This is a genomic window from Amycolatopsis orientalis DSM 40040 = KCTC 9412, from assembly GCF_000478275.1.
GTDB lineage: Bacteria > Actinomycetota > Actinomycetes > Mycobacteriales > Pseudonocardiaceae > Amycolatopsis > Amycolatopsis orientalis.
Window position 1 is genome coordinate 136,605 of record NZ_ASJB01000064.1, and the last position, 23,184, is coordinate 159,788.

Annotated in this window: 22 protein-coding genes; 8 read left to right on the plus strand and 14 right to left on the minus strand. The window is 67.9% G+C overall.

Translation table 11 applies throughout. The features are described from left to right. Window positions 1-77 precede the first annotated feature (77 nt). The 4 genes from L324_RS43655 to L324_RS22320 form a co-directional block, all read right to left on the minus strand. Window positions 78-1,328: a barstar family protein gene (locus tag L324_RS43655; RefSeq protein WP_235783615.1), complete on the minus strand. Its 1,251-nt coding sequence runs from the start codon at window positions 1,326-1,328 to the stop codon at window positions 78-80. 110 nt (window positions 1,329-1,438) lie between these two features. Further along, window positions 1,439-2,722 (minus strand): NAD(P)/FAD-dependent oxidoreductase, encoded by a 1,284-nt coding sequence (locus L324_RS22310; RefSeq protein ID WP_037311844.1) that lies wholly within the window; start codon window positions 2,720-2,722, stop codon window positions 1,439-1,441. 27 nt (window positions 2,723-2,749) lie between these two features. After that, on the minus strand, window positions 2,750-3,604 hold the full coding sequence (locus tag L324_RS22315) for an alpha/beta hydrolase (protein ID WP_037311845.1): 855 nt from the start codon (window positions 3,602-3,604) through the stop codon (window positions 2,750-2,752). Further along, the gene (locus L324_RS22320; RefSeq protein WP_037311846.1) at window positions 3,601-4,827 is read right to left on the minus strand and encodes a metal-dependent hydrolase family protein; all 1,227 of its coding nucleotides are present in this window, start codon (window positions 4,825-4,827) and stop codon (window positions 3,601-3,603) included. Before L324_RS22320 ends, L324_RS22315 begins: the two co-directional genes overlap by 4 nt. Window positions 4,828-4,921: 94 nt before the next feature. On the opposite strand from L324_RS22320, the gene L324_RS22325 reads away from it, so the two are divergent. Next, window positions 4,922-5,518 carry a TetR/AcrR family transcriptional regulator gene (locus L324_RS22325; RefSeq protein ID WP_037311847.1) on the plus strand — a complete coding sequence of 199 codons (597 nt, stop codon included), beginning with the start codon at window positions 4,922-4,924 and terminating at the stop codon, window positions 5,516-5,518. Between the two features lie 205 nt (window positions 5,519-5,723). Further along, window positions 5,724-6,146, plus strand: a complete 423-nt coding sequence (locus L324_RS22330) for a hypothetical protein (protein ID WP_037311848.1) — start codon at window positions 5,724-5,726, stop codon at window positions 6,144-6,146. A gap of 810 nt (window positions 6,147-6,956) precedes the next feature. Here the strand turns inward: L324_RS22330 and L324_RS22335 are convergent. The 3 genes from L324_RS22335 to L324_RS22345 form a co-directional block, all read right to left on the minus strand. Next, window positions 6,957-7,487 (minus strand): dihydrofolate reductase family protein, encoded by a 531-nt coding sequence (locus L324_RS22335; protein WP_173426390.1) that lies wholly within the window; start codon window positions 7,485-7,487, stop codon window positions 6,957-6,959. Window positions 7,488-7,746: 259 nt separating this feature from the next. Continuing rightward, entirely contained in the window at window positions 7,747-7,953 is a 207-nt protein-coding gene (locus tag L324_RS22340; protein WP_037311851.1) for a hypothetical protein, read from the minus strand. 15 nt (window positions 7,954-7,968) lie between these two features. Continuing rightward, a complete protein-coding gene (locus L324_RS22345) occupies window positions 7,969-8,232 on the minus strand; it encodes a hypothetical protein (RefSeq protein WP_037311853.1) in 264 nt (87 codons plus the stop codon). A 270-nt stretch (window positions 8,233-8,502) separates the two neighbouring features. On the opposite strand from L324_RS22345, the gene L324_RS22350 reads away from it, so the two are divergent. From L324_RS22350 to L324_RS22360, 3 genes are read left to right on the plus strand one after another with little or no spacing between them, the layout of a single operon-like run. Beyond that, entirely contained in the window at window positions 8,503-8,898 is a 396-nt protein-coding gene (locus L324_RS22350) for a hypothetical protein (RefSeq protein WP_152546957.1), read from the plus strand. Window positions 8,899-8,922: 24 nt separating this feature from the next. Next, entirely contained in the window at window positions 8,923-10,203 is a 1,281-nt protein-coding gene (locus L324_RS22355) for a sensor histidine kinase (RefSeq protein WP_081736429.1), read from the plus strand. Beyond that, window positions 10,200-10,865 (plus strand): response regulator, encoded by a 666-nt coding sequence (locus tag L324_RS22360; RefSeq protein ID WP_173426391.1) that lies wholly within the window; start codon window positions 10,200-10,202, stop codon window positions 10,863-10,865. The genes L324_RS22355 and L324_RS22360 overlap by 4 nt, the downstream gene beginning before the upstream one ends. Before the next feature lie 37 nt (window positions 10,866-10,902). Here L324_RS22360 and L324_RS22365 read toward each other — a convergent pair whose 3' ends face one another. Together L324_RS22365 and L324_RS22370 are read right to left on the minus strand one after the other, a co-directional pair. Next, a complete protein-coding gene (locus tag L324_RS22365) occupies window positions 10,903-12,036 on the minus strand; it encodes a peptidoglycan-binding protein (protein ID WP_037311860.1) in 1,134 nt (377 codons plus the stop codon). A 31-nt stretch (window positions 12,037-12,067) separates the two neighbouring features. Next, on the minus strand, window positions 12,068-13,066 hold the full coding sequence (locus L324_RS22370) for a peptidoglycan-binding domain-containing protein (protein WP_051174039.1): 999 nt from the start codon (window positions 13,064-13,066) through the stop codon (window positions 12,068-12,070). Window positions 13,067-13,484: 418 nt separating this feature from the next. Here L324_RS22370 and L324_RS22375 point away from each other — a divergent pair, with 418 nt between their 5' ends. Then, a complete protein-coding gene (locus tag L324_RS22375) occupies window positions 13,485-14,447 on the plus strand; it encodes an ArsR/SmtB family transcription factor (RefSeq protein ID WP_037311863.1) in 963 nt (320 codons plus the stop codon). Between the two features lie 50 nt (window positions 14,448-14,497). On the opposite strand, the gene L324_RS22380 is transcribed toward L324_RS22375, so the two are convergent. The 3 genes from L324_RS22380 to L324_RS22390 all read right to left on the minus strand — a co-directional run bounded on the left by L324_RS22380 (window position 14,498) and on the right by L324_RS22390 (window position 19,415). After that, window positions 14,498-16,024 (minus strand): alkaline phosphatase D family protein, encoded by a 1,527-nt coding sequence (locus tag L324_RS22380; RefSeq protein WP_037311866.1) that lies wholly within the window; start codon window positions 16,022-16,024, stop codon window positions 14,498-14,500. A gap of 11 nt (window positions 16,025-16,035) precedes the next feature. Continuing rightward, window positions 16,036-17,637 carry an FG-GAP repeat protein gene (locus L324_RS22385; RefSeq protein WP_152546959.1) on the minus strand — a complete coding sequence of 534 codons (1,602 nt, stop codon included), beginning with the start codon at window positions 17,635-17,637 and terminating at the stop codon, window positions 16,036-16,038. Window positions 17,638-17,711: 74 nt separating this feature from the next. Continuing rightward, the gene (locus L324_RS22390) at window positions 17,712-19,415 is read right to left on the minus strand and encodes a glycoside hydrolase domain-containing protein (RefSeq protein ID WP_037311874.1); all 1,704 of its coding nucleotides are present in this window, start codon (window positions 19,413-19,415) and stop codon (window positions 17,712-17,714) included. A 145-nt stretch (window positions 19,416-19,560) separates the two neighbouring features. Between L324_RS22390 and L324_RS22395 the strand changes: the two genes are divergently transcribed. Both L324_RS22395 and L324_RS22400 read left to right on the plus strand, forming a co-directional pair. Further along, a complete protein-coding gene (locus L324_RS22395) occupies window positions 19,561-20,478 on the plus strand; it encodes a peptidoglycan-binding protein (RefSeq protein ID WP_051174040.1) in 918 nt (305 codons plus the stop codon). Window positions 20,479-20,504: 26 nt separating this feature from the next. Continuing rightward, window positions 20,505-21,476 (plus strand): peptidoglycan-binding domain-containing protein, encoded by a 972-nt coding sequence (locus L324_RS22400; RefSeq protein ID WP_037311879.1) that lies wholly within the window; start codon window positions 20,505-20,507, stop codon window positions 21,474-21,476. Window positions 21,477-21,634: 158 nt separating this feature from the next. On the opposite strand, the gene L324_RS22405 is transcribed toward L324_RS22400, so the two are convergent. Together L324_RS22405 and L324_RS22410 are read right to left on the minus strand one after the other, a co-directional pair. Then, window positions 21,635-22,252, minus strand: a complete 618-nt coding sequence (locus L324_RS22405) for an SMI1/KNR4 family protein (RefSeq protein WP_235783616.1) — start codon at window positions 22,250-22,252, stop codon at window positions 21,635-21,637. Between the two features lie 688 nt (window positions 22,253-22,940). Then, window positions 22,941-23,141, minus strand: coding sequence for a hypothetical protein (locus tag L324_RS22410; protein ID WP_037311884.1), 201 nt, complete (start codon window positions 23,139-23,141; stop codon window positions 22,941-22,943). Window positions 23,142-23,184 lie beyond the last annotated feature (43 nt).

Genomic DNA, 23,184 nt, shown 5'->3' on the forward strand with positions numbered 1-23,184 from the left:
AATACTGTGGCGGTACGGGACGCCTGCCTCGAAAACAGTCCCAAAGAAGGCCATCCCCCGGAAACGTCGGCGCGGGCTCAGCGTAAATCGACCTCGATCCGGTGCTCCGTGAGCATGTCCAGGAGGTCATCGAGAGTGATCGCGGGCCGTAGCCGACGCCGGTCGTAGCCGGCGACCAGGTGCTCGCGGGCGACGGCCGAGTCATGCCACGCCAGGTGAAACGGCGGTCGCGCACCGAAATTTCCACGGAGGCAGTCTTCAAGGGCGTCGAGGTTCCAGCCGAAGTAGCCGCCCGGGCCGTTGATCGCCTCGCCGATCGCGCAGTAGAACCCTTCGATGTCGGTCACGAACCGGCCGTCGAGATCGTAAGTGGTGCCGGGTTGCCCGTCGGGTGCGCTGAACCTGTGACCGAGCGCCACCCCGGCCCACTGGTGCCGCAGCTCCCGGTCATAGCCTGCCCACAGGTTCCGCCGGGACGGCCGCCCGGTACGCCAATGCTCCAGAATTTCGAGGATTCCCGTCGGCAACGGCTCCCGCGTACCCAGATCGACGGTCACGTCCAGCAGCCCCTCGCCGAGCCGCGACGGACCGGCGGCGTCGACCGTTCCGGACACCGCGGCGCCGATCACCCGGCCGGTGGAACCATCGGCGGCGACCGCGTGGACCTCGCCGCTGATCAGGCGACGGCGCAGGTTCGCCCTGCCCGACTGTCCCGACACGTCAAGCGCGGCCAGTAACGCCGGCTCCGGCCGGCAACCGAGGAGCCTGACTTGCAGCACCGGTGTCGTGGCCTGTTCGCGGAACACTCCAGTGACGTCCTCACAGGTTCCACAAGACACCTCGTCCCCGCCCAGGAGAGCGAACTCGTCGACATCGCCGGGTCGTACCACCGCATCCGTGCGGTCCATGAGCCAGACGAACCCGGTGAGATCGATGTCGACCGTTCCCGGCGTCGTGGTGCTCGGCCGCCGCGCGTGGACGACGAGATCGCACAGATCCTCGCCCCACCGGTACGGTGGCGCGCCAGGCGCTGTCAGCGACATGTTGCCGAGCCAGGCCCGGTCGGTACCGAGTGCCTCGGCGGGAAGCCGGTCGAGGAGGTGGGCGAGTGCGCCGGCCGGGGTGCAACCGACGAGCGTGAACCGTTCCCGCGGACGGGGTGGCAGGTCGGCGAACAAACCTTCGATGTCCGCGCACAGCGCCAGCGGGGCGTCGTCAGAGGAATCATCGAAGCCGATGTTGCCCGAGAGCAGCCAGCGTGGGCCGACCTGATGTTCCCAGGTCCATCGCCGCTGTTCCTGCTGGAGACCGCCATCGGGGTTGATCACCCTCGCGACATTACCTGCGGGGAGAGCAGCGACGAGCCCGATGGGCGTGTTGGAAGGATTCGCTGCACATCGCGGCATGACTGGATGTTCGTGCGTCACACCGGCCCGGCTCAGCCGAGCACCGTGCCCGAGTTCGCGGTGTTTCGGTTGCGCTTACGGGAGAACGCACCCAGGTCGATCTCCAGGCCGGTGCGCGGGGCACGGAACCGGACGGGGGTCGCGTCGTGGTCGGCGCCGTTCTCCACCTGGTCGATCAGCTCCGTCATCAGCTGCCCCACGACCGGCGCGTTCTTGAACTGGTTTCCGCTCGTTCCGATCGCGAGGTAGAAGCCCTCGAGATCGGTGCGGTCGTAGATCGGAGTCCAATCGTCGGCGACGTCGTAGACGCCCACCACGCCGCGCGCCCGGTTGGGCACCGCCAGGTCGGGCAGTCGCCGCGCGGCCCGCGTCACCTGAGCCTCGAAGACCGCGGCCGTCGGGTGGATGTCGACGGCGTCCGGGTCGTCGGTCCACTGCATCGGATCACACTCCGGTTCCGTTCCGCCGACGAGCAGGCCCGCTCCTGCTTCACCGCGGAAATAGGTGCCCAGATCCATGTCCGCCACCACGGGCCCTCCGTAGCCCTCCGGGACGGGAACGTGCGCTACTTCCTGCCTCATCGGTCGCACACCGACCGTGAAATCGGAACCCACGCCGGCCAGCCGATTCACCGCGCCCGACCACGGACCGGCCGCGTTGACCACGACGGCACAGGGAATCCGGGTGCCGTCCGACAGCCGCACCGACGTCACGCGCCCGCCGGCCTTCTCCACCGCTGTCACCGTGCTGCGAAAGCGAAACTCCGCCCCGGACGCCGAGGCAGCGGCGGCGAGGTTCACGGCGGCGAGGCTCGGGTCTGAGACGTAACCGGCGTCCGGGGTGTACACACCACCGAGCGAGTGTTTCGCATCTTCCCAGAATTCCTCGTCGTCGAGCCGCTTCGGCGGCCAATAGCGACCGGCGTCGATACCTGGGACGCGCTCGGCCAAGGTCGCGCTGTCCCATTCCTCGTAGGGAACACCGATCTCGTCGAACAACGGAAGCCACGACGTACGCGGAGCCGCCTCGACGTCCAGCATGACCAGCCCACTCTTGCGGAACATCGCGAGGTCGCCGACATCGTGCCCGAGGTGGCCGGCCCAGTCGAGCCAGCCGAAATGCGCCTCCCACGCCGTCGCCACCCCGGCGGTGGTGGAGAAGTTGAACCGGACGATCGCACTCGATGCCGAGGTCGACCCCTGTCCGGCTCCTGGGGCCCGATCGAGCACGATCACCTGGTGCCCCACCCGCGCGAGCTCAAGGGCGATCGACGAACCGATCACCCCTGCCCCGATCACGACCACATCGGCACTCATCCGTCGCCCTCTCTCTTGAAGCAGCGTCTACAGGGCACGGCAGGTCCTGAGGTAGCTGAGGAACGATGCCTGCAGGCCGGTGACGTGCGTTTCGCGCAGGACCGCGCTGGTGATGGCTCCGCCGAGTGAGCCGAGGCGGTGCAGGACGGTGGCTGTGTTCTTCGTGAGGTTTTGGTAGATGGCCAGGTCTCCGAGCAACTCTTGCTCGTTGAGGGTCACGTGAAGCTTGGCAGCGGGCTGGTTGTCTCCCAGCTCTTGGAGCTGGGTGAAGATCTGGCTGTCTTCGCTGGCGACGCCGGGGCTGCCTGCTCCGATGCTTTCGAAGAGGGTGTTGCCGGTGAGCCAGGTGTAGAGGCTGAACAGGCCGCCGTAGGAGTAGCCGAAAAGGCCGTGACCGCTCGTGGCCGTGCCGTAGTCGCGTTCGATCCGCGGGTGCAGTTCCGCGGTGAGGAAGTTCAGGAACGTGTCGGCGTGGGTGTCGCGCAGCTCGTCGAGGTAGGCGTCGGATTCCTCACGTGTCCTCGCTCCCGCCTGGACTCCCATCTCCACGGCGTCGATGAGTTCCTTGGCGATGGGCTCGCCGGGTGGCACGAGGTCTCGGTTGCGTAGCCGATCCCAGTGCTGTGCCTCTTCGCCCGCGTAGCCGACGCTGACCTGGATGTAGGGCTGGATCCGCTGCATCGGGTCCGCCTGGGTGATGATGAGGGGAGCCGTCTGGCCGACGGCCCAGTTGCCGTCGAGCACATACACGGCAGGCGTTCGCGTCGTGGCGGGGTCGTAGCCCGGTGGTGTGGTGACCCAGACGCCGTAGTCGTGCCCTCCGCTGGAGCGCATCTCGAAGTAGTCGGTGTCGGCGAGGCAGCCGTGCCACATGGTGCTCATCGGAGGTCCTTCACGATTCGGCCGGCCTTGAGAACGAGGACGGCATTGGCGGGGTCAGCGAACAGCTCCGGGTCTTCGACCGGGTTGCCGTTCCACAACACGAGGTCGGCCTGTGCGCCGGGAGCGATGACCCCGACTTGGCCGGACAGGCCGAGAATCCCGGCGTTGGTCTTGGTGGCCGCCACGAGAGCTTCCATCGGCGTCTCGAGTTCTGCGCGCAACCTGAGTTCTTCGCCTCGACGGCTCTGAGCAGGGCCGATGAGGTCGGAGCCCAGCCCGATCCGTACTCCGGCCTCCTTGGCGACGGCGAGCGCCTCGGTCATCCGCTCGCGAACACCCAGTACACGATCGCGGGTCGATTCGCCGAGGCCGGCTCCGGCGGTGTCGTGCAGGAGTTGCTCGACGACGGCGAACGTGGGCACGAGGGCGACGTCGCGAGCGGCCATCAGGGTGGCTGTGGACTCGTCGAGGTCGGTGCCGTGTTCGACACAGCGCGCCCCGGCCTCGACCGCGTTCCGGATGCCGTCGTTGTTGTGGGCGTGAACCGTCACGTAGGTGCTCCGTGCCGCGGCTTCCTGGACAGCGACGGCGATCTCCTCGACGGTGAACTGGGTGTCGGTCAGCCGGTCGTGAGCGCCGACCACTCCGCCGGTCACGCAGAGCTTCAGGAAGGAGGCTCCGCGACGAAAGGCTTCGCGCACGTTGGCTCGCAGCTCATCCGCGTTGCCCGACATCATCGACAGGGCGCACAGCCCCGGAACGTGATGGCTGCTCCACAGCTCGGTGGGTTCCCAGTCGGCCCCGTAGTAGCCGTGCCCGCCGGTCTGGCACTGAACCGGTCCGCACGACAGGACGCGCGGCCCCCTGACCTTGCCCTTCGCGATCGTGGTGACGAGGCCGCCGTCGACCCCGCCGGTGTCCCGGACGGTGGTGAAGCCGGCATCGAGCGCCGCGCCGGCCGTGGCGAAGATGTCCGCCGCGATCTCCGCGGCACTGATCTGAAACGAGAACTGAGGCTGGATCGGACTCGACAAGCCCAAGTGGACGTGGGCGTCGATCAGGCCGGGCGTCATCGTCAGGCCTCCGGCATCGATGCGCTCGTCGCTTGCGCCGGAGGCACCGACCTGGGTGATCTGCCCGTCTTCAAGAGTGACGTCGACGTCGACTGGGTCGCGACCCGACCCGTCCACGACCGTCGCGCCGACTACCTGGACACGTCCCACGAGTCGTTCCCTCCACCGTTGCGAGCCGGCTGCCACCATGTGCGAAGCACCAGGGCACCATCAGCCGTTCTTTTCCAATGGATAAACTGTGGGAGTGATCTTGTCAAGCGCGGAACGCAAGGGCGACGCACGCGAGCGTCTCCTGGCTCGGCTTCTCGACGCCTTCGACGAGGACCTTCCCGCGCCGGAGGTGTCGCTTCGTGAGATCGCCGCCCGGGCCGGGACCAGCCACGCCCTCCTGCGATACCACTTCGGGTCACTCCCGGGCGTGTTGGCGGCCATGCTCACGGCACAGCGATCCCGGGACAACGAGGCGCTTTTCGAAGCCGCCCGGTGCGGCACCTTCGACGACCTCGTCGTGGCGATCTGGCAGACCTACACCCGGCCGGAGCAGCTGTCGCGTGTCCGCGGCTTCTTTCACGTGGTAGGACTCGCCGCGTACAGCCCACAGGACTTTCGTGAGTTCATCGACTCCCTCGACGACCTGACCACGATGCTGGCCTCGCTCGCGGAACGCGAAGGGCTCGACGTCAAGGAAGCGCTGACCCTGGCCTCCGTCACCATCGCCGCGATGCGTGGCCTGCTCCTCCAGGAGATCCTGACTCCTGGAGGAGCCTCGGAGGACGCGGTCGCCTTGATCCTGCGCATGAGCAAGAATCGGTCCGTTCCGCGCACGCGTCCAGGGCTTTGAGCAGGTAGTCGCCTTTCGCCACAACATGAGCTTTCTCGACTTCTACCTCCCGAACAATATCGGCGCCCGCTTCACACAGCATCGCCGTCTTCCATGGGTTTCTCGCAGCTTGCGGTCGCCGCGCGATCGTGTGACCGCACTGTGCAGACCGTTGATTCGTGCGAAGGCTGCTCAACGTGCGACGCGTGCGGACATACTCTGCGGCGTGGATCTCGTCATGTTCTTCACGGCCGTGGTCATGGCCGTCCTTATCGGCGTGTCGCTGCTGGTGGCGTTCACCAGGAAAGGTTCGGTGGCCACGGTCGCGATGACCGCTCGGCGAATCAAGCTGCACACGGCGGCGCCGCCGCCGGAGATGGTCTATACCTGGCACACCCAGCACTGCCCGGCCGGGTATTCGGTCGAGGATCACGATGCCGCCCGCGGCATCGTGATCCTGGCGTCCCGACCGACGGCCTTCACATGGGGCTTCTTCTACCCGGCTGTCATCCACGCCGAGGGCGCCGGGACGCGCGTGGACCTCGGGATCAAGTCGAAGCTGTTCCAGTACGGGCCGGGAGTTCGGTCGGTATTCGCTCACGGCATCGGACATGTCCGGGTGGTGTCCATGGACACGGTCATGACGTAGCGATGGCGGGTCAACTGCTCGGTGATCACGGCATGCTGGACCGGCCCGCTGGTGTAGGTGAAAAGGTCCGACGACGGCTCAATGCGCTCCAGTACGTCCAGGACTCGCCGAGTCTTATGCGAGTGTCGTGAGGGCGGAGGCGAAACTCGATCGCCATGGCACGTGCCCCGACATACGATCGCGAAGAGCCCGCCCAAGACGTACCTACCCGGTAAGGGTACGTCCTGCCCGTCGCATGGTGAGGGTGGTAGCCCGTTCGAGCCGGGCCGGGTCCGGGGAACTCACGCCTCGACGGGAGGTGTCGGGGTTCCCACCAACGCATTCATCGGCATGAGCGCGGGTCGGTCGTCCGTCATGCATCCTTATCGCGTGTCCGATGACCGATCCGAAGAGACTGGCGAGTCAATTCCGGACTGGCTGACGGAAGCCGGCCTCGACCCCGGTGTCCACAAGACACCTTTCCGGATATATTTGTCCAACTTGAGCAGTTCGCGTGGTTTCGAGATGGGGTCGTGAGTGATAAGTAGCGTTCTAACGCTCTTTATCACTCACGACCCCCTTCAGGACCGTACTTCTAGGCATTGATCGGACACCGAGCCGTTGGTAACTATCCCTTGTGGACAGACATGGGACGCGCGGGCCGAACCGACGTTCCCGAGGTCAGTCAGTCGCTCCTCGGCATGAGGGGACATTTGATGCCGTCGTGGACCTGGCCGCTATCGCGTTGATTCGTCGTCGAAATCCGGCGAAGCCGCCGACCGGGCGATCCCTGAATCGACTCATCACAGCCGGCGGTCTCCGGCACGCCGGTCAGCGGCGGACGCGGTAGCGGATGTGGGTGGCCTGCGGGGTGTCGATAACGCGAATGATGTCCAGGGTGGCGAGCGAGGGCAGGAGGTCGAAGAGCCGGCGGCCGGCACCGAGCAGCACCGGGATGTGATGGATCTGCACCTCGTCGAGTACCCCTGCCTCGATCGCACGCTGCGCGACGTTTCCTCCGCGCACCTGGACATCCCGCTCCCCGGCGGCGGCTTTCGCCTGTGCCATGGCGCTTTCGATCCCGTCGGTCACGTAGGTCACCAGCGGGTAGTTCCACCGGGCGGCCGGGCCGGGTGGCCGGTGACTGGGTACGAAGATCGGGGCGCCGTTGTGGTCGCCGCCCCAGTGGTCCATGAGCTCGGCGGTCCGCCGTCCCGCGAGGACGGCACCGGCGGCGTTCCACTCGGCTTCGAATTGTCCGGCAGGCCCGCCGGCCGCGAACCAGTCGTGGAGCAGTTCGCCGTTCTCCCCGCCGAGGAAGTCGTGGGGATCGGCGATGTACCCGTCGAGTGACATTGACATGTCGAGGATGGATTTGGACACTTCGACCTCCGGTGGTCTCAAGTCAGCGGGCCGTCTGTGGGCGCCATCTGTCCAGGCGTCGAACGGCCGCTGCCGGATTCGACACGGCTCCCCGGAAATCTTGGACCGTTTTCTCGCGCCGGATGAAGGTCATTACCTCAAGCAAGCCCGGGAGGCGGCCGACGTCGGCCGCCTCCCGGGCGTTCAAGCCCCACTGACGCTGCTCGGCGTTCGAGGTCAGCGTTGTGGGCGGAACAGTTCAGTCCTGCAGACGACCGCGCAGCCGAGTGTGCACGGCGGCGGCGAACGCGTGCGGGTCCTTCGACGGATCGCCTGGGACGTCGACAGGGGTCACGGTCTGGCCTTCCTGGGCCTTGACTCCCGTCTGGGCGGTCTGGTCCTCGGCGGGGACGCTGAACCCGAGCACGTTGCCCTGGGCGTCATGGACGATGTCGATTCTGGCCATGGTCATTTCCTCCTATTACCGGCTCGGGGCCGTGACGGCGGTGGGCTGGTAATAGACGTAGTCGGATCCATTGTTGCGCAGATGAACCCACAACGTGTTGTTCTTCGCCCACTCCTCGACGATCTGGATCGAGCCGTTGGCTGGGGACCAGGCCGTGGGGACGATGCTCATCCTCGACCAGTGTCCCCCGTCGAAGTTCCAGGTGAACCATCTCCACTCTTCCTGGCCGGGAGCCAACGCGATGACCCCCCACTGGGTGAAATCAACTTGTACGGCCATGGACTGATCCCTTCCGTGCCTTGGCGATGAACGTTGCGACTGCCCTCGATCCCGACGATCGCAGGGACCGGCGACGCGTATCCACGGCGATCGGGCACATGTGGGGGCAGGCGGAATCGCCCACGAAGGAACCCATCGCCTGCCGACCCCGATGTCTTGACGAGTCGAAGATCTCCTGCCACTGTGGGTGTGACATATGGTGAACATATGTCACAGGCACGAGTCCGCGTGGACTCGCCTGTCGCGAACTTGATCACTGAGGGGATCACGATGAGACGTTCTTTGACGGTATTCATCATCGCGTTGCTCGGCCTGATCGGAGGCGGCTTCGCGGCGAACGTGGCCAACGCGAGCGGGTTCGGCGAGATATGCAACAAACGGAGTGGCTGTGCCGCCGCGGATATGTCCTTCTCGAACCGTTCGGCCACGATCCAAGGCTACGTTTTCGACGACAAGAACGAAGGATCGACGACCGTCATGTTCGAGTTCTACGCTGGAGGTGACATTTACAGCACCCAGACCCGGACCGCGAACCGGGAAAAGCGTTCGTTCAATTTCACCGAGGAGGGGCCGGTGGGCGGGTTTGATTTCATTCGCGCCTGGCTGATTTGGAACAGTGGCAGTGGTAGTTACAAATGGCTCGGTGATCATCGCAATCGGGGGTGACGCGTCACAGATCGCCTTGCTTGGATGAACAGGTTCCCAGCGGCGCGGTCGCGTCGAGCGGAAGTCAACCTGTGCGGTAGGGATGTCGTCCTGGAGCCGGACGCGCCGTGGACATTTCGACGGCTATCGTTCCGTGTGCGCCCACCGACCTGGTTGAGAAAGATCGCCCCCGAAGTGGCCGACGTGCTACTCGCCGTGTTCATGATCTGGTTCACGGTCGAGGCGGGCTTCGCCGTCGAACTCCCCGGGTTCAGGCCGTTCGACGCGACCGGTGCCGTGCTGAGTGTGCTGGTGAACGCGCCGTTGGCGGTTCGGCGCCGGGCCCCGCTCACGGTCTTCGTCCTGTTGCTGGCCGGGTGGGCCGGTTATCTCATCCCCGGGTACTGGCCGGGCGTCAGCGCACTGGCACTGCTGCTCGGCCTGTACACCGTCGCCGCGCACCGGTCCCTTCCGGTGACGGCGGTGTGCGCCGCGGCGACGCTGGCGGGCGAGACGTACACGGCCTGTCACTCGCAGCTGATCGGTTCGACGTGGACGGCGGTGTTCCAGAGCGTGCTGCTGACCGGCGTCGCGTGGGGTTTCGGCGCCAACGCGGGGCGGCTCGCCCAGCGCAACGGCCAGCTGCGGGTGCTGACCGGGCAACTGCGCCGCGAGCAGGAAGACCGGGCGCGGCGGGCCGTGACGGAGGAGCGGGTCCGCACCGCACGCGAGCTGCATGACGTGGTGGCACACCATATGTCGGTCATCGCGGTGCAGGCGGAAATGGCGCGATACGTGTTCGATGCGGATCCGGCGGCCAGCCGGACGGCGCTGGACGTCATCGGCCGCACCAGCAGCGAGGGCTTGGACGAACTGCGGCGCATGCTGACGGTGTTGCGGTCTGGCGAGGACGACGACACCTACGTACCCGCTCCCGGGTTGGAGGGACTGGAGGAGCTGGCGGCGAGAGTCGGCGCCGCCGGGGTGCACGTCGAGATTTCCGTGCGGGGGACGGTGCGTTCGCTGCCGGATGGGGTGGGACTCTGCGTCTATCGGGTCGTGCAGGAGGCGCTGACCAACGTGGTCAAGCACGCCCGTCCCGCCAGGGCGTGGGTGTCGCTGACCTACGGCGCGGAGGAGGTGTCGGTCCGGATCGCCGACGACGGCCGCTCCGAACGGTTCCAGGAGAGCGCCGGACACGGCATGATCGGCATGCGTGAACGCGCCGAACTGTACGGGGGGACACTCGTGGCCGGCGCGGGCGCGGAAGGGGGTTTCGTGGTGACGCTGGTGCTTCCGCTGGCGGCTGGGGGAGTCGGTTCATGATCGAAGTGCTGGTCGTCGACGACCAGGATCTGGTCCGTGCCGGATTCGTCGCGCTGTTGCGGGTCGCGCCCGGCATCTCGGTCGTCGGCGAGGCCGCAGACGGACAGGAGGCCGTGGACCAGGCGGCGCGGCTGCGGCCCGACGTCGTCTTGATGGACATCCGGATGCCGGGGACGAACGGGGTGGTCGCGACCGAACGCATCCTCGCCGCGGAAAGCGACCGCCCGACACGCGTTCTGGTGCTGACGACGTTCGACCTGGACGAGTACGTGTACGCGGCGTTGCGCGCGGGGGCTTCGGGTTTCCTGTTCAAGGACGTCCGCGCGGAACGACTGGTCGCCGCGATCCACACGATCGCGGCGGGGGAGCAGCTGTTCGCCCCGTCCGTCACGCGGCGGCTGATCGAGGCCTACACGAACCGGCCGGACCGGCCCGCCGCGGCGCGCGGACCCGGATTGGACTGCCTCACCGCACGGGAGACCGAGGTGCTGCGCCTGGTCGGCAAGGGGATGACCAACGGCGGTATCGCCGGCGAGCTGGTGGTGAGCGAGTCCACGGTGAAGACGCACGTGAACCGCGCGATGACGAAACTCGGCCTCTCCAGCCGCGCGCAGATCGTCGCACTGGCCTACGAGTCCGGTCTCGTCACGCCGGGTGCCTGAGGCTTCCGGAAGGCGATCCCGGAAGCCTCAGGACAGTTCATCGCCCGGCTTGCAGAGCCCGCCAGGTATTCGCGCCGGCGATCCCGTCGGCATCGAGCCCTCGGGAGGCTTGGTAGCCCTTGACGGCCGTGGTGGTCTTCGCGCCGAATTTGCCGTCGACGGTCAGATTCGCCGTGGTGGCGGCGTTGAGCGACCGCTGCAGCCGGAAAACGGCTTCACCGGACGAGCCGTCCTGAAGCTGCGGGGTGGTGCCGCGGGCCAGCAGCGCCGTCCAGGTGTGCGAGTCCACCGAACCCGACTCCGCGAGGCCCACCTGCGCCTGGAACCGCTTCACCGCGGCCACGGTCGCCGGATCGAGGACACCGCTCGGATCACCGGCACCCGTGTCCTGTCCGGCGGCCCGGAGCAGGCATTGCGCCGTCTTCACCTCGGCCCGGGTGACACCGGCTTCGAGCCGCGGATAAGGGCCGTCGACGCCGACGTTCGCGCAACCGCGGGAGCGGGACACCAGCTCGGTCGCGGCTCGCTTGCCCTCCGTGGCCGCGTCGGCGGCGTCGTGGATGGGCGACGCCTTGACCCCGGGGAAGACGATGTAGTCGACGACCCTGCCGGACACCCCGCCCGAACGCGGGTCGGGATTGATGCCGAGTGCCTTGGCCAGCGCGTAGGAGCCCTCGCCGATCGCACCCGCCGGGCCGACGTCGCCCACGACCGCATAGGCGACCCTGCCCTGGTAGACGACCGCGGCGACGGTGCCACCGGTGATGCCGGAGCGCGCGTAACTCCAGGTCGAGCTGATCCCGGGGACCACGATGTAGGGCAGTTTCTCGGCGTTGAGCGGTTTGCCGTCCGGCTGCGACCACGCGGTCTGCCCCTGCCAGGAGGGATCGGTCGCAGCGTTGCACTTCTCGGTGCGCTGCCCGTCGCAGTCGACCGTCATCCCGGACCGCCAGTGCACCGCGCCACCGGTCGCGCAGACGGGAACCGTGCGCGTGCCGCCGCTGCGCTCGGCGTACTTCCCGGCGGACACCTGCTGCGCGCAGTTCGCGACCACGGCGCTCAACTCGGCGCCGGTCGGATCGGCGACCGCGGTCGCGCTCGCCTGGTTCGCCGTCGCGAGGCCGCCGAGGACCATCATGGCCATTCCCGCTATCGCCGTCTTCAGTCGCATCGCACGCCTCTTCTCTGTCCACAGTGGAGTTTCATTTGCCCGCCTGCAACGCCGCCCAGGTCTTCGCGCCGACGATTCCGTCGGAGGTGAGGCCTTGCGCGCTCTGGTACCGCTTCACCGCGGCGGTGGTGTTCGGGCCGAACCGGCCGTCGAGTTCGAGGCCCGCGTCGAGGGCGGCGTTGAGCGCGCGCTGGAGGCGCAGCACCGCGTCTCCGGAGGCACCGTCCTGGACCTGCGGCGTCGTGCCCCTGGCCAGCAAAGCCGTCCACGTGTGCGAGTCCACCTTGCCGGGTGAAGGCAGGCCGACGCTCGCCTGGAACTGTTTCGCGGCGGCGGCGGTCGTCGCGTCGAAGGTGCCGGTGGGGCCGTTCGTCCCGGTGGGGAAGCCGGCCCCGGTGAGCAGGCACTGCGCGGCCTTGACCAGGTCGCCGGTCGCCGCCGGTGCGAGTTCGGGATAACGCGGGTGGTCCAGGTTCACCGCCGCGCAGGTTTTGGCGTCGCCTTCGACGACGTTGCGGTACCGGATCGCGGTGAACCCCGCCGTCCGCTCGGCCGACCACGTGCGCTGTGACGCGACCGTCCCGGAGCGGTACTCCTCCCACACCACCGCCTGGGTCTTCGCGGCGTCCGCCCACCGGATGAACAGCGCCATGTGCTGGTGGGCGCTGGAATGCACCCACAGGCTGTCACCCGGCAAGAGGTTCTTCTTGTCGATCCGGGTGGCGACCTGCATGATGTCGCCCGTCCAGCGCGCGGTCTTCAGCCCCCAGGCCATCGACACGTAGCCGGAACAGTCCTGCCGGTAGGTGCCGTACTGATTGGTGTGCTTCGCTTCCTGGCTGTAGGGCACCCGCTCGTCGATCCAGCTCTTCGCTCGGGTCAGGATGTCTTCGCGGGTCAGTTTGAGATCGGCGGCGGGATGCCCGGCGGACTGGAGATCCGGCTCCGCGTTGGCGAGCCGGGGTATCGGCTGTAGTAGTCCACAAAGGACCAAGACGGCGGCGAGGACGCTCGCGGCTGTGGTTCGCATGGATTCAGCATCGGAGTACGCGGCGGGGAGTGGCAAAGGTTTTCGCCCACCCCAAAGGATGCTGAAGCACCCGACACGCGCGCTCCCACGCATTTCGTCCTCTGGATGCGGTACTTGCGCCGCGCAAGTACCGCATCCAGAGGACGAAATGCGGTGGACTTCGGCGCGGAGGGCTCCTTCCTTGCCGAAGCGGGGGTCAACCCTGGCGGTAGGCGAGCCAGTCCTGCGCGGTATTTGTGCCCTCGACGGTGTCGGGGGAGGCCGAGGATCCCCTAACATCGGGCGTCGCAAAGGGGGTCTGCCAGGCGCCGTGGTTCCATCCGGTCGCCTGCCGGCATGAGGGTTCGTTTCAGGGGGATGTCATGTCGCTTGTGCTTGTTTTCGTTGACCAGGAGCGCGGTTCCCGTGGGGGACGGCCGTGCTGAGAATCCATTTCACGCCCGAAGATCTGGCCAGGACCCGGATCAGCGCGGCACCGCAGCCGATGTGGGAGATCCTGCTCAGCATGTACCGGCTGCGCGGCCGCGAAGGCGGGGTCATCTTCGAAGAATGGCGAAGATCGGTGGCGCGGGCGGCCCACGTCACCACCCGGCCGCTGGCCGATCTTGCCTCCCATTCCGGCTACGCGGTCGATTTCCTCACCCCGACCCTGCGGGACCTCTCGCTGGCCGAAGGGCTCGAAGCGCTGCGTCGCACCCCGAAGAAACGGCTTCGGGCCGATCTGGACGTGCTCGCCGGGAGCCGGCGGCTCCCCTCGTGGACCGCGGGTCTCGCCGAGGGGCGACCGGAGACGCTCACCCGGCTCGCCGACTCGGTCGAGCGGTACTTCACGGCCTGTCTCGCCCCATACTGGGTGCGGGTGTGCGGCCGGGTCGAGCAGGAACGCGCCCGACAGGTGAAGACGATGACCGAGGAGGGGTGCGAGTCGCTGCTCGCCCGGGTGCACCCGACGGCGCGGTGGAACTATCCCGTGCTGGAACTGGATTATCCGGTCGAGCACGAACTGCGCCTGAACGGGCGGGGGCTGTGTCTCGCGCCGTCCTTCTTCTGCTGGGGGCTGCCGACGACCTTTTTGGACGGTGAGCTGGAACCGACCCTGGTGTACCCGATCGAGCACAAGGTGGGCTGGTCGGGCGACGGGACGACGCACCGGCCGCTGACGTCCCTGCTCGGCCGGACACGGGCCAGGGTCCTCGAGACCATCGGGGAGCGCCCCGGCACGACCACCGAAGTGGCTTCCCGCACGAAGACCAGTCTCCCGACGGCGAGCCAGCAGGCCGCCACCCTGCGCGCGGCCGGGTTGATCACCAGCAGCCAGAACGGCCAGTCCGTGCTGCATTCGATCACCCCGCTCGGGCTCGCGCTCCTGGCGGAAGGCTGAGCGTCCGGGGCTCGGTCGCGAGTGGTTCGCGGCCGAGTCCCGGACTCCGGTCACGGGGTCTGCAGACCCGGACGGCCTTCTTCGATCACGTACGAGCGCAGCGTCGTCACGGGTTCGCCGCGGACGGTGACCTTCTTGACGGCCCGGAAGTCGACGTCCATCTTGGTCTGGCTCAGCTTCGCCCGGACGTAACCCCGGTGCTGGGAGTAGAACTTCAGGTGCGGGTTGCCCGCCTGGTCGGGCACGCCCGTGGTGTCCGCGCCGTTGCCGCCGGAGGAGACGGAACTGGTGACCAGTTCGGTCCCGACCACCGGGGAGCCCGGATTGGTGTAGTCCACCTTGAGCTCGTTCGCCCAGGCGCGGTGCACGTCCCCGGTGAGGACAACCGGGTTGCGGACACCGCGCTGGACCCAGCCCTTCTGGATGCGGTCACGGGAAGCCGGATAGCCGTCCCAGCCGTCCATTCCGGACGCGCCGTTCGCGTCCGCCCGCCGGGCGAAGAACACCTGCTGGCCGATCACGTCCCAGGTTCCCTGCCGCTGGGAGAGCCCGTCGAGCAGCCAGTTCTCCTGCGCGATGCCGGGCAGGCTCCGCGACGGATCACCGGCCTCCGGGCAGTACTTCCAGCCGTCGCCGCAAGCCTGATCGCTCCGGTACTGGCGGGTGTCGAGCATGTGGAAGGTCGCGAGCCTGCCCCAGCGCAGGCGCCGGTACAGCTGGATCTTGTCCCCGTTCGGTTTCGCCCCGCCCCGCAGCGGCATGTTCTCGTAGTACGCCTTGTAGGCGTCCTCGCGGCGCTTGGCCCAGCCGTCCGGCAGAGAGGGTTTGTCGTTGTCCCGCTTGCCCGCGGCGTAGTTGTTCTCGACCTCGTGATCGTCCGGCACGACCAGCCAGGGAGCGACGGCGTGCGCGGCCTGGAGGTCGGCGTCCATCTTGTACTCCGCGTACCGCTGCCGGTAGTGGGCGAGTTTGGTCAGTTCCGTCTTGTTCTGGTGACGCCGTGGGCACGGATCGTCCTGCCCGTGGCTGGTTTCGTAGATGTAGTCACCGAGGTGCAGGATCAAGCCGGGGCGCTCCTCGGCCATGCGGCGGTACACGGTGTAGAAGCCGTCCTCGTAGTGCGCGCACGAGGTGAACGCCATCAGCAGGTCGCGCCCGAAGGTGTCGAACGCGGGAGCGGTGCGGGTGCGGCCGACGGGGGAGATATGCCCCGCGGCGCGGAACCGGTAGTAGTACTCGTAGTCCGGCTGCAGCCCGTTGACCTCGACGTGCACCGAGTGCGCGTCGGCGTACACGGCGGTGAACTGGCCTTTCTTGACCACGTTCGTGAACTTGTCGTCGGTCGCGACCTCCCAGTCCACCGCGGTCGACGTGGTCGGCATCCCACCGTTGCCGTTCTCCAGCGGTTCCGGCGCCAGCCTGGTCCACAGCACCACACCGTCGGGCAACGGGTCGCCCGACGCGACGCCGAGCTTGAACGGGTAGGGCAGCGCGGCGCTCGCCCGGCCGCCCAGTGCCACTGCCCCCACGGTGACCGCGGTACCGAAGACGAAGGTCCGTCGGTTGAACTTGCTCATTTCCCCATCCCCTACTTAGGTGTTTCCAGGTTGTCGTCCAGCACGGCGGAGTTGCCCGCGAACGGCGCCCCCGGGCCGAAAGCGGTCGGTGTGCCGATCTGGGCGCGGCCGAGCTTGCGTGCCGCGGTCACCGTGAGCGCGTTGCCCGTCAGTCCGGTGTTCAGCACGAACATCGCCCCGGTCTGCGGGCTGCCGTCCTCCCACGGAGCCGAGACGGTCAGTTCCGGTTTGCCGTCCCCGGTGATGTCGAGGATCCGCAGGCCGTATCCGAAACCCTCGCCCGCGGCCGCACCGGCGTTCACCGGCGCGGTGTTCTCGCCGACCGCGGTGGCGGGGAAGGACGACAACCCGGTCGTGCCACCGCGCAGCAGGCACAGCGCTCCGGTGCGGTTGTCCTCCTTGAGCACGCCGACGGCCAGGTCGTCGAAGGTGTCGCCGTCGAGGTCGCCGACGGCGAGGGAACCGCCGAACTGGTCGTTCGCCTCGGGGCTGCCCGGGATCGCGTCACCGGACTGGTCGATCACCTCGACCGCGGTGGTCAGCCCGGCGTTGCCGCCCCGCACGGAGACGAGCGCCCCGGACCCGGCCGGGCCGCCGCGACGGCGGTCGGCCTGGATCACCAGATCGGCGTTGGCGCCGCCGTGGAAACGGCCGATGACCGCGCCCCGCCATTTCCCCTGGGTGGCCGCGTTGCCCACGCTGACGTACGAGGACGCCTTGGCCGACAGCCCGCTCGCCGAGCCGTGCAGCAGGTGGACCGAGCCCCAGGCGTCGGCGGTCCCGGTGATCACCTCACCGGCCGAGACGACGGCGAGGTCGTCCCGTTTGTCGCCGGTGACGTCCCCGGCGGCGAGCGCCCAGCCCATCAGGTCGCCCGCCTCGGCCGCCCCGGCCAGATCCGGATCGTCCTGGTTGAACGCGATCGCGTTCCGCGCGGTGAGGCCGGCGCTCCCGCCGTAGAGGATCCACACCGCACCGGCGCGTGCCTTCGTCTCGATCGCCTCACCCGGTGACCCGATGCCGAGGTCGGCGTAGCCGTCCCCGTTGAAGTCGCCGGTGGCCAGACTGGCGCCGAACAGGTCGCCTGCCTCCATCACCCCTGGTACGTCCGCGGTGTCCTGGTTGATCGTCCCGAGCGCTCCGGGAAGCGCGCGCAGATAAGGCGCTGTGCGCTGGCCGTAGAGGACGCTGACGGTACCGGCGTTCGCCAGGCCGTTGACCGACTCTCCCGGGTTGCCGATCGCGACGTCGGCCAGCCCGTCCCGGTTGAAGTCGCCGGTCACGAGGGCGGCACCGAACTTGTCGGAGGCTTCCATGCCCAGCCCGACACCGGCGGTGTTCTGGTTGACCAGCGCCGAAGGGGCGCCGGGCAGGGTGGCCCCGCCGGGCAGTACCTGCACCGAGCCGCCGAGGTCGTTCGGCTTGAGGGAGATGTCGCCGCTGTAGGTCAGCCGCGCTCCAGTGGACAGCACGAGGTCGGCGACGCCGTCCCCGTTCACGTCCGTCTGCGGGGTGGCCGCGAGTGCAGCGGGCATCGGTGCGGCGGCCACCGGGGACGTCACGAAGGTCAGTGCGGCCGCGGCCGCCAGTACGGGAAACCATTTTTTCGCCACGATGGACGACGGTAGGAACCGGGAACGAGGGTGGACAATCGTTTTCGGCTGGGTGAAAAGGTCCGTCACGGTGCTCACCGTCCCGCCTGCAGCGCGGCCCAGGTGGCCTGGCCGACCACGCCGTCCACATCCAGACCGCGGGCGCTCTGGTAGTCGCGGACCGCCTTTTCGGTGTTCGGCCCGAACGTGCCGTCGATGGCGAGGGTTTTGCCGGACGCGGCGGTGAGGGCACGTTGCAGCCGGTTCACCGCGGCTCCGGTGGCACCCTGCCGCAGGGTGGGAGTGTCCCCTGTGGACAGTAACGCGGTCCAGGTGCGCGCCTCGATCTCACCGGTCGCGGCGAGTCCGTGAGCCTGCTGGAACGCCTTCGTGGCGGACACCGTGGGTTCGTCGAAAGTCCCGGTCGGCCTGCCCTTGGCCGTCAGCAGGCATTGCGCCGCCTTGACCAGGTTCCCGGTCGCGCCCGAGGCGATTCTGGGATAGGCGGCGAAGTCGAGGCTCACCGTGTCGCACGGCAGTGTCGTGCGCGGTCCGACGTCGAGATAGTCGCGGTCGATACCGGAAATCCGCACCCCGCCCCAGGTTTCCGCGACCTCACCGGCGTACTGGTGGATCCGCTGGTGGTTCGCCCAGTACGTGCTCGGTGCGTAGGAGCCGGTGTCGGCGTCGGCCTTGTCGTTCCACCAGGCGAACCAGATGTGGTCCGGCCGGGTGTAGGAGGTGTTGGTGTAGGCGCTCGCAAGATCCTTGATCCCGGACCCGGCGCTGGTGTAGACGCCGGAAAGCCAGCCCTTCGCGTGGAGCGCTTCGGTCCAGCCGCTGACGTAGGACAGCACGCCGGCCTTGCACGCCGCCGTCGACGAGTAGCCTTCGATGTCGCTGTAGATCACGCTGCCCGCGCCGAAGCCGAGCGCGGTGTTGGCCGTGATCGCGCTCGCGGCCGCGTCGCGACCCTGTTGCCGCGCGACTGAAGGATCGCTGGACATCTTCAGCCGATAATCGGTGCAGGGCGCCTGCCTGCCGACGTCGGTGAGGATGAAGCGCCAGCCGCGGGCGGCCTGGTTCGCGACCCATGTCGAGGTGAGATGGGGTTGCGCGCAGGCGCGAAGGGCACCGCTCGAGTAGATGCCGACGGCGCGATACGGGGAGGCACGCCAAGCGTCCATCGTGGCCTGTGCCGGCGCGGCACAGGTTTCGAATCCCTTGCCCTGGAAACTTCCCGGGGCCACGATCGGCGTCGCCGCGGCCGCCTTCGCGGGTCTGGCAGGCAGGACGGCACGCGTGCCGCCTGGCACCAGACGTGCTCCGGACAGCGCCGCCCGCACGGTCTGTTCGGTCGCGCCGGTGTGTCCCGCGGTGACCAGGACACCGGCATCGGGGACGGCGACGCGGATCGTCTGTTCGCCGGACGGTGTCCCAGGTGGTGGGCTGGCCGTGCCCGGCGGCGTGGTCACCACGCCATCGGGTACCTGCTCGGGAGTCAGCTCCGCGAGCGGTTCGATCACCAGACCCGCGGTGCGGTCGACGATTTTCGCCGGGCAGTCCGGTTCCTCGGTCTGGTGTCCCAAGTAGACGGTCATGCTGTCGAACCGGACGCACGCGTTCGGTGTGGTGGCCAGATCGACGACCCGCCAGCCGGCGGGGACGTCGAGCTGATAGCCGTGGTAGGTGACGGTGCGCGAGCCCGTGTCCGCGACGGCTGCCGGGGTGGTCGTGGTCGCGGCCGTCAGCAGAGCGAAGGCGATCGCGGCGACGCTTGCGCGCCAGGTGGGTTTCATCGGTTCTCCTCCCGGAATCGAGGGCGGGAGGCTATCGACGCGCGACGAAGGGCCGGAAGCGTTTTGGTGCCCGTGGAAAGGCTTCCAGCGCAAGGAATCCGCGTTCTACGGTTCCGGCTCCGTACCTGGACGAGTAAGGAGTGCCATGCGGCGCCTACTGATTTTCCTCGCCACCGTCGTGGCCATGGTGATGATCGGCGCGGGATCCGCACACGCGGCGCCCGCCCCGGCGTGGCCGTTGGTCGGCGGTGATTCCACCGGCCCGGAGGTGACGTCGGCGCAATACCTGCTCCGGCAGCGCGGCGCGCAGATCGACGCCGACGGCATCGTCGGCCCGAAGACCCAAGCGGCGGTGAAAGCGTTCCAGACCGCTCAGGGACTGACGGCCGACGGCATCGTCGGTCCCAAGACCTGGGGCAAACTGGTGATGAACCTCGACAGCGGAGCGACCGGCGAGGCGGTGAAGGCCGCGCAACACCAGCTGGTGCGCCACGGTCACCAGGTCAAACCGGACGGTACGTTCGCGGAGAGCACCGCGAGCGCGGTCACCGCTTTCAAGACCAAGCACGGCCTCCCCGCGACGTCGCTCATCGACACCGCCACGTGGCAGTGGCTCATCGGCGGGACCCCGTCCGTCGCGGGCTGGTCGCTACCCCTCTCGCGCGCCACCCTGCCGCGCAGTGAGTACGACGATCCGCATCACGACTACCCGGCGATCGATCTGCCGGTCGGCACGGGCACCCGGGCCCTCGCGGTCACCGCGGGTACGGTGGCGCTGGTCAACGACAGCACCTGCGGCAGGGGCGTGGTGCTGAGCGCGAACGGGGCCCGGTTCGTCTACTGTCACTTCTCCCAGCACGCCGTGGCGTCCGGGGCGACGGTCCAGGCGGGCCAGCTCATCGGCTACACGGGGAACACCGGGAACTCGACGGGGCCGCACCTGCACTTCGGCGTCAAGATCGGCTCGACCAGTCATTGCCCGCAGCGGTTGCTGCTGGCGATCTACGACGGCGTCGCACCTCCCGCGCCGTCGAGCCTGCCCACGTCGGGCTGTTCGTACTGAAACCACTGCGAAACCCGGAGAATCCCATGCGCAGATTAGCGGCGGCACTCGCCGTCCTGGTGCTGTCGGTCGGTACGGCGGTCCTCACTGTGGCACCGGCCCACGCCTACGGCAACGCCTTCTTCCATACTCAGAGCAGCGGTAACCGGGGCGTGGAGGTGCTCGCGATACAGCATCTTCTCGCTCAGCACGGGCACGCGGTCCCCGCCACCGGTGTGTTCGATTCCGCCACGGTCGCGGCCGTGCGCGCGTTCCAGACCGCCGAAGCCCTCGGAGTGGACGGAATCGCGGGACCGAAGACCTGGGCCGCCCTGGCCCCGACGGTCCGGGCAGGCGACAGCGGCGAGGCGGTCAAAGCACTTCAGGTGGAATTGAACGCCAAACGCAGGTTGAGCCTGCCGGTCAGCGGGCGGTTCGACGCGGCGACGACCACGGCGGTCCGCGGCTTCCAGGAACACGCGGGCATCGCGGTGGACGGTATCGCCGGGCCTGCCACCTGGAAGAACCTCGTGTGGCACCACGACTATCCCGACTTCGGCCAAGGGCTGTGCGATCAGGACCCCGACGGGAACGGGGCGGCGGCCAACTGGGGGACCGCTGCCGCGGTGGCGCAGCTCGAACAGGCGGCGAAGACGTTCTCGGCCACGGGCCGCGGGAAGGTCCCGATGGGCGACTTCGGTTTCGAACACGGCGGTGCGATCCCCGGCCACGGCAGTCACCGGGTGGGGCTCGACGTCGACCTGTGGCCGGTGCGGACCGACGGCGCGCAGTGCGGTGGGGGCAGGATCACCTGGCGATCGTCCACCTACGACCGGGCGGCGACGCGCGACCTGGTGAAGGCGATCCGGGCGGCCGCGCCCGGACACGTGAAGCTCGTCTTCTTCAACGACCCCACGCTGATCGACGAGGGCCTGACGACGAGCTATCCGAATCACGACAACCATCTGCACGTCCGCTACTGCGAAGCGGTCCATCCGAACAACCTGTATGCCTGCTGAGGTAAGCCAATGCCAGGAACTTGAGGGGCCGGCGCACGACGTCCCTGTCGTGGCTCGGGGCTGAAGGGCGCTTTCCCCGCATCGCATGCGGGGAAAGCGCCCTTCGCCGCGTGAGATGAGAGGAAGGGCCCCTTCAGCCACGCACACCCGGTGCCGGGTCAGGGCCAGGTCAGCTCGCCGTCGGTGATGACAGGATGCCGTTCGCGATACGGCGGTTCACGGTCGTGCGAGTAGTCGTCGAGGCGCTCGGCGATCTCGTCGAGGATCTCGGTCACGCTCGCCCACTCCGACCGGTAGACCCCTTCGCTGGCGTACCACTCCATGACACAGCCGTGGTCTTCACCCGGCCGGAGATCGACGCACAGGAGACCTCCGTCGATCGCCCGGCCGACGGGGAGAACTCCGGTACAGAACGGAAATCCATCCTGACCGGCCTCTTTGCGGTGTGTTCCTTCGGGAGTGCAGCAGCCCGGGTCGGGGTACCGCGACTGCCTGACGTACTCGTCCTCGGCCCGCGTCACCGCCAGGGGCAGATAGTTCTTCGGGATGAGGTACCCGGATCGGTTCCCGCCGCCGTGATCACGCTCGTCGTCGACGCCGTCCATGGCGGCCCACCAGGCGGCCAGTTCGGGCGGTACTTCCAGGCCGACCCGATCCCGCAGGTGCTCGAGGTCCGCGGCCGGTGCCGGGGGCCGGATCTCCCGCGCGGTGGCGGGTGCGTGTTCGGACAGCAAGGTCACGATCCGCTGCCAGGTCCGTGCCACCGATGTGCCCACTAGCGCCCCCTTCTTTCCCGGTGAACCACCGTAGCGGGAGGAAAGTACCGGGAGAACTCATGGTCGGCGGGACCACCCCGTCGTCCAGGCGGAGCATCCTCAGAGGGACAAGGCAATATGGCGTGATCGGCTCGCTGCCGTGAAGGTCCCCTTACCTACCCTCAGGGTAGCGAAGGAGGCCTTCACTACCTGGCGACAGGACTGGGGCTCCCTCGTGAGGCAGGGGCGTCCCGTTGCTGTCCACAAAGGACAATCTCGACGACTCGGTGACCGGTTATTGCCTATGTGTGCGGTCCTGAATGGGGTCGTGAGTGGCAAGTGTCTCCAATGTGGCATTGGAGACGCTGAGCGCCTCCAATGCCACATTGGAGACATGCCCGGCTCCGGGAGTCTTCACTGGGGTGTCGCGAAAGAGGCTTTCGCGACGTGATCGGCAGCGGAACTTCTCGTCGCGCGCTTCCTTGACCCATCGGTGGATGGTGGCGCCGGACTTGTCGGTGTTGCCGCTGGTGTCGATGGCGAATCCGTAGGCTATGGACCGTTCCCGTCGGTTGTGCCGGCCGCGGGCATACGGGCGTGAGGCCACGCCGAAGTTTGCCGCATCGGTCCACCACTTAACAGGTACAACTCAAGCTGTCCGAATCCTGCGTCCAGAGCCGCTGGCCCGCTGATCGAGTTTGGGTAGCTGTCACAGCAATCCCGCTTGGTGCAGGCTGATCACGGCGGCGATCAGGCCGCTACTGCCAAGGATGGCTCCGAGCAGAATCTTCAGCAGGGTCAGTGCACGGTGGGCCCGCCCGGCGTCGCTGGTCGTGAGCGTCACGGTCGCGGCGGCACCAACGCCAATGAGGAGCACCAGGGCGATGAGGGTGATCAACGACGTCCACACGCTGTGTGTCCTGTTCTGCTGGATCGGAAGCCCGGCCTGTCCG